The organism is Listeria goaensis (assembly GCF_900186125.1).
Taxonomy (GTDB): domain Bacteria; phylum Bacillota; class Bacilli; order Lactobacillales; family Listeriaceae; genus Listeria; species Listeria goaensis.
The window spans coordinates 143959-155743 of record NZ_FYBQ01000002.1 but is presented as its reverse complement, the minus strand read 5'-3'; the positions used below and the strand labels follow the sequence as shown (position 1 = coordinate 155743).

Annotated in this window: 9 protein-coding genes; 4 read left to right on the top strand and 5 right to left on the bottom strand. The window is 41.1% G+C overall.

Going from position 1 to position 11785, the window contains the following annotated elements:
• Positions 1–3: 3 nt before the first annotated feature.
• The gene (locus tag CFT42_RS03310) at positions 4–564 is read right to left on the bottom strand and encodes a GNAT family N-acetyltransferase (RefSeq protein ID WP_088815366.1); all 561 of its coding nucleotides are present in this window, start codon (positions 562–564) and stop codon (positions 4–6) included.
• 139 nt (positions 565–703) lie between these two features.
• On the opposite strand from CFT42_RS03310, the gene CFT42_RS03305 reads away from it, so the two are divergent.
• Entirely contained in the window at positions 704–3067 is a 2364-nt protein-coding gene (locus CFT42_RS03305; protein ID WP_088809217.1) for a cation-translocating P-type ATPase, read from the top strand.
• Positions 3068–3299: 232 nt separating this feature from the next.
• Here the strand turns inward: CFT42_RS03305 and CFT42_RS03300 are convergent, their stop codons facing one another.
• The 4 genes from CFT42_RS03300 to psiE all read right to left on the bottom strand — a co-directional run bounded on the left by CFT42_RS03300 (position 3300) and on the right by psiE (position 7915).
• Positions 3300–5264 carry a fructose-1,6-bisphosphatase gene (locus CFT42_RS03300; RefSeq protein ID WP_088815365.1) on the bottom strand — a complete coding sequence of 655 codons (1965 nt, stop codon included), beginning with the start codon at positions 5262–5264 and terminating at the stop codon, positions 3300–3302.
• Between the two features lie 106 nt (positions 5265–5370).
• Positions 5371–6423, bottom strand: a complete 1053-nt coding sequence (locus CFT42_RS03295) for a GGDEF domain-containing protein (protein WP_088809216.1) — start codon at positions 6421–6423, stop codon at positions 5371–5373.
• Positions 6424–6505: 82 nt separating this feature from the next.
• Complete coding sequence (locus tag CFT42_RS03290) at positions 6506–7417, bottom strand: AEC family transporter (RefSeq protein WP_088815364.1); 912 nt, start codon at positions 7415–7417, stop codon at positions 6506–6508.
• A gap of 87 nt (positions 7418–7504) precedes the next feature.
• Positions 7505–7915, bottom strand: coding sequence for a phosphate-starvation-inducible protein PsiE (gene psiE / locus CFT42_RS03285; RefSeq protein ID WP_088809214.1), 411 nt, complete (start codon positions 7913–7915; stop codon positions 7505–7507).
• Between the two features lie 221 nt (positions 7916–8136).
• On the opposite strand from psiE, the gene CFT42_RS03280 reads away from it, so the two are divergent.
• The 3 genes from CFT42_RS03280 to CFT42_RS03270 all read left to right on the top strand — a co-directional run bounded on the left by CFT42_RS03280 (position 8137) and on the right by CFT42_RS03270 (position 11730).
• Positions 8137–10782 carry a cation-translocating P-type ATPase gene (locus CFT42_RS03280; RefSeq protein ID WP_088815363.1) on the top strand — a complete coding sequence of 882 codons (2646 nt, stop codon included), beginning with the start codon at positions 8137–8139 and terminating at the stop codon, positions 10780–10782.
• Positions 10783–10948: 166 nt separating this feature from the next.
• Positions 10949–11287, top strand: a complete 339-nt coding sequence (locus CFT42_RS03275; protein WP_088809213.1) for a hypothetical protein — start codon at positions 10949–10951, stop codon at positions 11285–11287.
• 68 nt (positions 11288–11355) lie between these two features.
• Positions 11356–11730 carry a RidA family protein gene (locus tag CFT42_RS03270; RefSeq protein WP_088815362.1) on the top strand — a complete coding sequence of 125 codons (375 nt, stop codon included), beginning with the start codon at positions 11356–11358 and terminating at the stop codon, positions 11728–11730.
• Positions 11731–11785 lie beyond the last annotated feature (55 nt).

The window sequence follows — 11785 nt, the reverse complement described above, 5'->3', positions numbered from 1 at the left end:
CCGCTATGAGCGGTCTTTTTTTGTTGCGATATAAAAGACAAGTGGGATTTTTTCGCCAGATTCGCTCAGGTCGAAATCGTTTAGGTCGTCGTTTCGCACAAAGTCGAGGCGTTCTAAAAGGCGAATGCTCGCGGTGTTATGCGGGTTTGTGACCGCATATAATTGTTTAAAGCGGATGATATTAAAAGCATAATCCATCACAACAGTTAAAACTTCGGTCATGATTTTCTGCTTCCAAAATGCTGGTAGAAGTTCGTAACCGACATCAGCCGATTCTTCTTCCAAACTAATATTCCACAAACAAATCGTCCCTAAAAAGGTGTGCGTTTTTTTATCTTCAATCACCCAATAAACCGATTTATTTTGAGCAATATTCGTTTTTATTTTTTTTATAAAAGTTTTCGTATCCTCCAAAGATTTATCGAGCGGAATGCCCGTATATTTCGCGACTATAGCACTGCTCTTCAGCTCGAAAAGTGGCTGTATATCGGCATCTGTTAAAGCCCGCAAAATAAAGCGCTCTGTGAGTAAAACGGGGAATGGATTAAAATAAATTGGGTTCATATTTTCATCTCCTGTTTCGAATTAGTTAAAATATACCCTAAAAAAAGGGTCTTAGTTACGAAATTGTCACATTTTGTAAGTAAAATAAATGGATAGATTGCCGTCTTTCTGATATTTTTAAAGAAGAAAAGGGTATAAGATGAGAAAGGATGTGACGGATTTGGAAACAAACGAGCAAATAAACCATAGAAAAATAGATCCTCACGCCGGGTTAACCCTAGATGAAGTAAATGAGCGTGTTTTAGATGGACGAAAAAATAATCCCTTAAAACCGATGACTAGAAGTATTAAACGCATTTTTGCTGACAATACACTGACGCTTTTTAACTTAATCAATGTGACCATTGCGTGCTTTATTATTTACACAGGCAGTTATAAAAATCTCCTATTTCTAGGCGTTGCGCTCTGCAATACGGCGATGGGGATTTTTCAAGAAATTCGGGCTAAAAGGCAAGTAGATAAACTGACGATTTTGACGCAAGCCAAAGTAAAAGTTGTGCGTAGCGGCGTGGAAAATCTCGTTGAGCAGCCTGATTTAGTGCAAGACGACGTGATGGTACTAGCAGCAGGCGACCAAGTTTGCGCCGACGGAATTGTACTTGAAACAACTGGTCTTGAAGTAGATGAATCGCAACTTACGGGCGAAGCCGATGCCGTTCGAAAGACCGAAAACGATGAAATTATGTCCGGTAGCTTTATCATTAGCGGGCGCGCATACGTTCAGGCGACGGCAATTGGTGCGGAAAGCTTCATCTCCAAATTGTCACTGGAAGCGAAACAAGAAAAAACCGTTTATAGTGAGTTGCTTCGTTCGATTAAAACCATCATCAAAATTTTAACATTCATTATTATTCCGCTTGGACTAATTTTGTTTTTCTCACAACTCTCAAAAAGTGGCGATATAAATGCCTCTATTTTAGGCACCGCCGCCGCAATGATTGGCATGATTCCAGAAGGCCTCGTCCTATTAACTTCCATTGCGCTTGCAGTTGGCGTCATCAATTTGGCAAAGCATCGCGTTTTAGTGAAAACAATGCCTGCCATTGAAACGCTTGCGCGGGTAGATGTCCTTTGCCTCGACAAAACGGGGACCATTACAAACGGAAACCTAAATGTTACCGATGTTTTACCTGAACACAATTATACGGTAGCAGAAATGGATGAAGCCATCGCGGCAATTGTATATGCTTTAAACGATAACAATGCGACAAGCCTCGCACTCCAAAAAGCTTTTCCAAACAATCCGGGCTGGCAAGCCACAGAGAAAATCCCGTTTTCTTCCGATAGAAAATGGAGCGGTGCTACGTTCGGCCATCGCGGCACGTACATCATCGGAGCGCCAGAATTTGTCTTTCGGGAGATGCACCCGAAGCACGCTGAAAAAGTGACAGCTTTTGCGGAAAAAGGATACCGCGTTTTATGTTTGGCTAAAAAGGCAGGCAGTTTCCAGGCGGAACCTACTGATTTGCAACTTGTTGGACATGTTTTAGTTGCCGATGAACTTCGGAATGAAGCGCGCGATACGTTTCGTTATTTTAAAGAACAGGGCGTATCCATTCGTGTGATTTCAGGTGATAATCCAGTCACCGTTTCAAACGTTGCGATGCAAGCTGAAATTGAAAATGGCGACCGCTTTATTGATATGAGCCGAGTAGGCGAAGGGGCTGATTTCGCGGAGCTCGTGCGGGAATTTACGGTTTTTGGCCGGGTGACGCCGCATCAGAAGAAACAGCTTATCTTAGCTTTCCAAAGCGAAGGACATACGGTAGCCATGACGGGTGACGGAGTAAATGATGTGCTTGCCCTTAAAGAATCGAATTGTAGTATCGCGATGGCAGAAGGTAGCGATGCAACAACGAGTGTCGCCGATTTTGTGCTATTAGATAATAATTTTGATTCCATGATTCACGTGCTAAAAGAAGGGCGCCGAGTGATTAATAACATTGAACGAGTGGCATCGCTTTATTTAATTAAAACGATTTATTCGGTTATTTTGACCATCATCTTCACGTTCGTCAACAGTAAATACCCGTTTCAGCCCATTCAGCTTAGCCCGATTTCATCGCTAACAGTCGGTATTCCGTCCTTTTTCTTAGCGATTAAGCCGAATTACAAACGTATTCAAGGTGAATTTTTAAAGAAAGTCTTGCACAATGCTTTCCCAGCCGCATTTGCTGTAGTAACGTATATCATCGTTACCATGCTACTCGGGCAACTTGTTCACCTTACATTTGAACAAACTTCGACGATTAATGTTCTTTTAACCGGAGCTGTATGTTTCACTACATTAATTACAGTTGCGAAGCCATTTGATTTTAAAATTAAAGTATTGATTACACTCTTGATGACAGCATTCGTTTGCCTGTTCTTATTCGCAGGACAATTCTTCTCACTTGCACCAATTTGGAATGTGAGCATGGCAATGATTTATGTACCACTCCTCATTAGCGTGTACCCATACTTCCATTTTATTCGAGCCTTTATGTTACGATTTTTCAAATAAAAAAAACGCGTCCGGAAAAAGACGCGTTTTTGTTTATCTAAAATCTGTGGGTATTTTAGATAAAAAGGGATGTATGAATAGATAATCTTTTTATAAAAAGGACTAACTACTCTTATCATTATAATAGATTTTTCAAAAGATGCACCTAAAATTTTTAGGTTTTACAGTATAAAAGTCCGTTAAGTATTGATAATATTAGGTTTTTCAAATTGTGAAAGTTTTATGACGAAATTTAAAAGGCACCTCGTTCGTGTAAATGCCCCTTGCGATACGCTTCTAATAGACATTTTAAATCATTTGCTTGTTGCTTTAAATCTTTCCCAATATCCGTATCTGAAACACGCTTTCGCTTCGTTTCCGTTTCAATGACTTTCCGCGTTGATAAAATATCTGTTTCCTTTTGAATGGCCTCCTCAGTTGTCGTAAATGGCTGATGGCGCACAAGTTGCAAACCGTAGCTATTGTATAAAAGTGTATAACCAGCAAGCCCAGTTGTTTTGTGATACGCTTTTGAAAATCCGCCGTCGATCACAATCATTTTGCCGTTCGCTTTAATCGGACTTTCGCCGCGACCCTCCTTAACCGGCGTATGGCCGTTAATAATGTGCCCCGCATCCGCGTCAAGCCCAAATTCACGCAAAATTTGTTTGCAAATCGCTTCGTCATTCCGCTGCTTATAATACGGATTTTTTTCTTCCAAATGCGTTTCTTTATCCGCCACAAAATAACGCTCAAACGTTGTCATTTCACTTTTGCCAAACAAAGAAGAAACCGCCCCAGTCCACAAATACCAAACCACATCTAACGCATATTTTTTTTCTTTATGATGAAAAGGGAGAAAGTAAGCTTCACGCGCTAAATGTTCAAACTGGACGAACAAGTCTTTTCCGGCGTATTTTTTCCCCTTAAGAGTAAGAGCCATGAAGCGACCGTCTTTTTCGAGCGGAATGCAGCCGTGATAAAGCAGGTTGCCGTTGTAAGTCAGAAACATGCTACCTTTCGCGTATAAAAACTGCACGTGCTCTTGCAAACGCTCACAGTTGCGAAACGAGGCGACAAGCTTCCGGACGATGTCTTGCTCCGCTTCCGTCAGGGCGTAAGGATTTTGTGCATCAATTGTCGGGAAATGGCTGTCTAAAAGGGAATATTCCTTTCCTTTCAAGCGAACCGTCCCGCGGTCAAAATCAATCAACTCCAAAATCCGCCTAGACTCCATCGCAAATTCAGGGTGGCGTGCGATAATCGGTCCTTCAAGTTTAAACTGAATAATCGAAATGGCCTTGTGCATTCTAGCAATTTGCGCAATCTCGGCGTGACTAAACTCATTTTCGCCTTCGTTTTTAGGCTGAAAAGCCGTACAAGAATCAGTCCCATAAATTTCATCAGCAAACAAAGCGAGCGGGCGAAGCGAAATCCCGTAACTATCCTCTAAAATATCCAAATTTAAATAACGCGCTGAAATCCGCACCACATTGGCCAAGCAAACCTCCGAACCAGACGCCGCCCCCATCCAGAGCATATCATGATTGCCCCACTGGAAATCAAGCGAATGATAGTCCATCAGCGCATCCAAAATTTTATCCGGATAAGGTCCGCGGTCATAAACATCACCGACCACATGCAAATGGTCCACAACAAGCCGCTGAATCAGCTTGGAAAGCGCCACAATAAATTCCCGCGCCCGGTCTAACGCAATGATGCTTTGAATAATTTCCGCATAATAAAGCTCCTTATCGTCCCCGTCATAATTTTCATGCAACAGCTCCTCCAATATGTAAGCAAAATCCGCCGGCATCGCCTTCCGTACCTTCGACCGCGTGTACTTGGAAGACACATACTGACACAGTTCAATTAACTTAAAGAGCGTTTCTTTGTAGAAAAAATTAGGGTCTTCCTGTTCCGCTAAAAGCAAATCTAATTTCTGCTCTGGGTAATAAACAAGTGTCGCAAGCCGCCCAGTTTCCTCCTCCGAAAGTTCCGGAAACACATCGCGAATTTTCCGTTTGACGACCCCAGAACCATTTCGTAAAACTTGCAAAAACGCGCTATATTCGCCGTGAATATCACTTAAAAAATGCTCCGTCCCTTTTGGCAAATTTAAAATTGCTTCCAAATTAATGATTTCCGTGGCCGTTTTCGCAATTGTTGGATAGCTTTTCGCCAGTAAATGTAAATATTTCAAATTAGCCGGTTCCAAAAACATCAACCTCCCAAAATTGGTATGCATCGTAATGTTGCTATTATATCTTTTAATCAATTTTATATCAATGAATTGGGTTCGGGTGTGTTTTGATTGGTATATATCAAAATTTATTCGCTTTATCTTTATACAAGGCTTTATCTGCAATCCGGTAAAGTTTTTCCAGAGAATCGGCCGCAAAAGAATTAACGTAGCCAACAGACGTTGAAAAATGAATAAACTCATCATTCGGCAGTTCAACTTGAATGGTGGCCATCTCTTTTTTTAGCTGTCTTGTTACGTTTTCAGGATTAAACAGGGCATCGCTCGCAACGATTACTGCGAATTCATCGCCGCCAAGTCGGTAGGCGTGACGTGGATAAAGTTCATCAAGCTTTTCCGCGAATAGCTTCAGCGCCAAGTCACCAATATCGTGACCATACACATCATTAATTTTCTTAAAATGATTAATATCCAGCAAAAATAAATAGAATTTTTTATGCCCAAAAAGGCTTTCCAATTTTGTTGTAAACATATAGCGATTCTCAATTTTGGTTAAAAAATCGATTTTTGATGTGCGTTCAAAAAAGTTCATTTTCTTCCCGAGCGCTGTAAGATCCGTGACGATGTAGAAATACGTAAAAACACCGAGCAAAATATAAATCATAATTTCAATGATGACTTGGAAACTAATTTGTGGCGCAATAAGCAGTCCGCTCACGACTAAAGGAACGATGGTGATGGAAAAAATAATATAAAGCTGCACGAAATTAGTTTTCTTTCGTATCAAAGGGGCCGCAATTAGTTGGGCGATACCTATGCCTAGGTAGACGAACATGAAGATGACGGCAATCTCGCTTTCCCCAAAAAGAAGGCGTTCAAAAGAAGTAAACATCGACGTTAAAAATGCGGATACGCCGCCGAAATAATAGGCGTTTAGCAAAATGAACACCCAAATTAAGTTTAGTGTTCTGGAACCTTCGACGATGATGGAGAAATTCATTAGGATAAAGCCAAAAAGGCCCCCGAAGAGGCTTGAAATAATGCGAATCGACCATGTGGGCGCTCCCTCAAACTGGAATTTCATGAGACGTGCAAGTAGAAAATAAGCAAATACGACTACGGATACATTGGCAAAAGCATAACTCACAACTTTAGAAATGTTCCAAATATCCATTCCATCACCTCCACTTCTTCATCTTAGGGGAGATAGATTTTCACGTCAATTGAAGCGACCTCAGACGGGGTGGTGCGAAAAATTATCCGACAAATTGAATAAGAGCTAACACAATTGGCAGTGTGACAATGCTTAGGACGGTACTAATGAATGTGGCGCTTGAAACTAAATCAGGTTTCGTATCAAATTGTACAGCCATTAACGTTGTATTCGCAGCAGTTGGCATCGCCGCAAGCAAAATCATAATTTGCTTCGTCATCGTGTCGACAGGCAGGAATAAGGTCAAAAGAAAAGCGATAACAGGCGAAAGTAGCAAGCGAATAGAAAGCGCAAAGCCAACTTTTAAAAGCTCAATTCGGCGGAACGAAATAACCGCAAGCTGCATGCCAAGAACAATCATAATCGTTGGAATAGCCGCATTACCTACTAAATCGATACAGGTTAAAAGGGGGTCTGGAAGCGTAATATGAGCAAGCTGCAAAAAAAGACCGATGAGCGCCCCGTATGCAATCGGCATGCGCACAACGCGCTTTAGCACGATTTTATAACTGCTTACGTCAGCACTTCCTTTCGCCGCATAATAAATCCCAATTGTACTCATGGCGAGCTGTTGCAGAACCATTAAAATAACAGCAATATGTAATCCAGTAGCTCCAAAAACAAGCAGCACAACAGGCGTGCCGTAATTTCCGTTGTTCATAAAGGCACTAGCTAAAATAAGCGCACAGCGGTCGCGTACCGAATAGCCCATTATTTTTGAGAGAATTGTGACAATGAGAATTAAAGCGAGGCAAAGCACAAAAATATAAACTGCTAAATAGGCATAATCAATAGTAATAGGATTTTTATAAAAGGTACCTAATGCTAAAAATGGCGACATCAAATAAAGTGTCAATTTGGATAGATTTGGAATGTCGAAATGAAGGAGCTTTTGCCCAATAAAACCGATTGCGAAAATTCCGAATACGGGCAGCAAAATAAGGATAAATGACATGTACAACGCTTCTTTCTATGTATAAATTAAATGGCGCCTAACGTATACGCTTTGCAAGTTAGGCGCCTAGTTCAAAACATGAGTGTTTTATTCGCGTTTTAATAATTTTGTATTGGCGAGATAAAGCGCCCCAACAAGTAGCAAAATGGCACCTGCTAAAATAAACGTCGCGAAAGCGTCTGAGTGATCAACGATAATGAGGCGGACAATCGCCGTAATACCAATGTAAATAAAATAACGCAGTGGAAAATGGTAGCCCGTTTGAAAATATTTAATAATTAGCGCGATGAATTCAAAATAGAGGAAGAAAACTAAAACATCTTCCATTATTTCGTAATAAGCAGAACTTGAATGGGATGAAAAAAGATTGGTGAAAATGAGCCATGCTTCGCTAATCAGAAACGCGACGAGCGTTAAGCCAACGAAAATTAGACATAAATTCAGCATGGCTTGCAGAAAAATAGGTACATAACGGTTTATTTTTTCTAAAATTTTCATAGCGCACCTCCTCTTTTAGTGTATCAAATGCGGTGCCGCTTGACTAGTTCGTAGTGAGTCGCTTGTTTTCGCATTTTGTCACGCCTCTTCATTTCTTGTATGCTTTAAACCCTAACATTTTGGGTAAATAATGTTAAGATTTTGTAAATCGTAATAAAGTTTACGTGTCGTCCTGTTATACTTAAAAGGCATTGTTATTTTGGAAGGAGCTGTTTTTACCTGTGGAATTTTACCGAGAAACAACGGAAGCAACATTAAAAGCACTAGACGCAACAGACAAAGGCTTAACAAATTCTTCCGTTTTGGAACGCCAAGCCAAATATGGGCTAAATGAATTGAAACAGAAGGAAAAAGATCCACTTTGGAAACTTTTTTTAGAAACGTTTAAGGATCCGATGGTCATCGTGCTAGTTGCGGCGGCATTAGTCCAACTTGTTTTGGGCGAAATTATGGAATCTGTCATTATTTTTGTCGTTTTAATTGTCAATTCTATTATTAGTGTTGTACAAACTAGAAAAGCGGAAAGCTCGCTTGATGCGCTGCGTGAAATGTCTGCCCCCTCAGCAAAAGTTATTCGCGATGGTGAAAAACAGACGATTCACGCAAATGAATTGGTCCCAGGCGACATCGTGTTACTAGATGCAGGGGATTTTGTTCCAGCAGATGGCAGATTGCTTGAAAGCGGAACGCTAAAAGTCGATGAAGGCATGCTGACGGGCGAATCAGAAACCGTTGAAAAAGTAGTTGCTGTCATCGAGGAAGAAGTCGGCTTAGGAGACCGTATTAATATGGTTTTCAGCGGCTCACTCGTTACATATGGACGTGGTTTGTTTGTCGTGACAGGAACAGCTGGGCAAACCGAAATCGGAAAAATTGCCGGTTTACTAGAAACGGCCGAAGCGAAACAAACACCACTTCAACAAAAATTAGAAAGTTTTAGTAAAAAACTAGGTTTTGCGATTTTAGCGCTTTGTATTCTGATCTTCGCTGTAGAAGCTTCACGCGTCTTTTTTGGCGGAAGCGATGGCGTCGATTTAACGCAAGCGATTTTAAATGCCTTCATGTTTGCGGTAGCGGTGGCAGTTGCTGCCATTCCAGAGGCGCTTTCATCGATTGTCACGATTGTGCTTGCGGTTGGGACGAACAAAATGGCAAAGCAACATGCGATTATTCGGAAGCTGCCTGCTGTTGAGACGCTAGGTTCGACCAGTGTGATTTGTACGGATAAAACGGGTACGCTTACGCAAAATAAAATGACGGTCGTCGATTATTATTTACCTGATGGCACAAAAGAGAACTTTCCTGACTCGCCTGAAAACTGGACGGAAGGGGAGCGCCGTCTTATTCACATCGCCGTTCTATGTAATGACTCAAATATCAATGAAGAGGGCATGGAACTAGGTGATCCGACAGAAGTCGCTTTAATTGCGTTCAGCAATAAGAAAAATAAAAATTACAATGAAATCCGCGAAGCCTTTATTCGCGAAGGAGAAATTCCGTTTGATTCGGACCGAAAATTAATGTCAACGGTGCACACGTTTGGCGACCATAAAGCGATGCTTACAAAAGGTGGCCCGGATGTGATGTTTAGCCGTGCAAAATACGTGTTTAAAGACGGCGAGGAAGTTGAAATCACGGACGAAATTTTAACGGAGTTGCAAAATGTTAATGAGGAATTTTCCAATCAAGCTTTACGCGTGCTAGCATACGGCTACAAGCGTTTAGCGCCTGAACAAGTGGACATTTCGCTTGAAGATGAGTATGACATCGTGTTAGTCGGCTTAACGGCGATGATTGATCCACCACGTGAAGCGGTTTATGGCTCGATTGAGGAAGCGAAAAAAGCAGGCATCCGCACGGTCATGATAACTGGTGACCATAAAACAACTGCCCAAGCCATTGGGCGTGACATCGGTTTAATGGACGAAACGGATTTTGCAGTTACCGGGCAAGAACTCGATGCTATGAGTGAGCAAGAATTGGAAGGAAAGCTGGAACATATTGCGGTTTATGCGCGCGTTTCGCCGGAAAATAAAATCCGCATTGTGAAAGCTTGGCAGAAGAAAAACAAAATTACCGCGATGACTGGCGACGGGGTGAATGATGCGCCGGCACTTAAACAAGCGGATATTGGTGTGGCGATGGGAAGCGGAACGGATGTCGCAAAAGATGCTTCTGCGATGATTTTAACCGATGACAATTTTGTCTCTATTGTAGATGCGGTAAGCGTTGGGCGAACTGTTTTTGACAATATTAAAAAAGCTATTGGCTACTTGTTTGCAGGGAATCTAGGCGCGATTATTGCCATTTTATTTGCGCTTATTGTAGACTGGATTAATCCTTTTACCGCGCTACAGCTCTTGTTTATCAATTTGGTCAATGACTCACTTCCAGCGATTGCGCTTGGAATGGAAAAACCTGAGCCAGATGTGATGAAACGGAAGCCGCGTAACATTGATGAAGGCATTTTTGCAGGTGGGACTATGCGTGCGGTTGTTACAAGAGGGACATTAATTGGGGTGGCTGTTATCATTTCGCAATTTATTGGGCTGGGAGATAGTCCTGAAATGAGTGTTGCCATGGCTTTTACAACTTTAATTTTAGCAAGGACGCTTCAAACGTTTGCAGCACGTTCAAATACACAGACGGCTTTCGGGGCGGGATTTTTCAGCAATAAATATGTATTATTAGCGGTTTTAACGTGCTTTGTCCTCTACATCGTTACGGTGTTACCGGGTGCGCGTGAAATTTTCTCTATTCCGGAGAGCTTCGGCTGGAGTGAATGGGTTGTAGCAGCAGGTTTAGCACTTCTTTCTGTTATTTTAATGGAAGTTGTTAAGCTTATAGCAAACAAAATAAGCAAATAATCTTTTCGTAGCAATCGGGGGCGCAGAACCAGATTGCTACTTTTTTACTTAAAATGCGTATATTTCGCACATCTTCAATGTGAACGTTCATGAAAATGTCACAGATTTTCTTTAGCTTTCGTGATAGACTAAAAGAGTGAATGAAGAACATAGGAGGTTGGATTTTGTGCATAGAGAAAAAATAGCTAAATTGCAAGACAAAGAAGAGCAACTTGAAAAAGCTTTACTGCACATCAGAGCGGAACAAGAAAGAATTATTTTACTTCTAAAAAATCCGAATGATTATGATGTGCAATTAAGTACCGAAATGAAAGAACTTACCGAAATAAATGAGCTGAAGAAGGTAATTAACGAATTACGCGATCGAAGCTTGCAAAATTTGGAAGAGCAAATCAAGCATTGTATCGTAACTTGCCACGAACAGCTTCTTGCGGAAGAACATCAAATTGGGCGCAAGCTCTATCAATTGCAACTTGAAAAACAGTTGCTACTATCAACTGTTTAAGTGAATCTATTGAAAAATAATTTTAATTCGATTAAGATGGTGGAAATACAAAAAATGGGGGAGAGCTTATGAAAGAAAAAGTGCATAGTGAAAAAGCACCTAAAGCAATTGGTCCTTATTCGCACGCTGTAAAAACAAATGGTTTCATTTTTACCTCGGGCCAAATTGGCATAGATCCATCAACGGGAAATTTGCGAGAAGACATTGTGAGTCAGACGAAACAAGTTTTTCAAAACCTTGCAAATGTACTAGAAGAAGCAGAATCAAGCCTAGATAAAGCCGTAAAAGTTACCGTGTTTCTAAAAGACTTACAAGATTTTCAAAAAGTAAATGAAATTTATGCGACATATTTTACAGGAGTTTTCCCTGCTAGAAGTGCTTTTCAAGTAGCAGCACTTCCAGTAGATGCGCTTGTCGAAATTGAAGTTGTCGCTGAAGTGTAGTCATTTTTAAAAATTGCACCACATTATGTGAGGTGCAATTTTTTTATGTTCTTTA